Source organism: Ruegeria sp. AB5, assembly GCF_056542645.1.
Window position 1 is genome coordinate 1 of the sequence record NZ_JBQGAE010000092.1, and the last position, 515, is coordinate 515.

General features: G+C 58.4%; 1 protein-coding gene. It reads left to right on the forward strand.

Annotated elements, in window-relative coordinates; translation table 11 throughout:
* Positions 1-515 (forward strand): YfbK domain-containing protein (locus ACR0L4_RS23770; RefSeq protein WP_480515692.1); only part of this gene is annotated, 515 nt, incomplete at both ends.

A 515-nucleotide genomic window follows, 5' to 3' on the forward strand; every position in this document is an offset into this window, starting at 1 on the left:
GGTGCTGGAACCGACCCCGGCCACCGAGCGGAGTAAGATTTTGGCGGCGCTGGATAAGCTCGAGGCTGGAGGCGGGACCGCCGGACAAGCCGGGTTGCAACAGGCCTATCAGGTGGCCGAGGAGATTGCGTCGGATGGCGAGGTGACGCGGGTCATTCTGGCAACAGACGGTGATTTCAATGTGGGGCTGTCGGATCCGGAGGCTTTGAAGGACTTCATTGCTCGGAAACGCGACAGCGGAACTTATCTGAGCGTTTTGGGCTTTGGACGCGGCAATCTGGATGATGCCACGATGCAGGCCTTAGTGCAGAACGGGAACGGGCAGGCGGCCTATATCGACACGTTGGGCGAGGCGCGTAAAGTGCTGGTCGATCAATTGACCGGCGTGCTGTTTCCAATTGCCAACGACGTCAAAATTCAGGTCGAGTTCAACCCCGCGCAAATCGCGGAATATCGCCTGATTGGCAATGAGCCGCGGGCACTTCAGCGTCAGGACTTTGACAATGATGCAATCG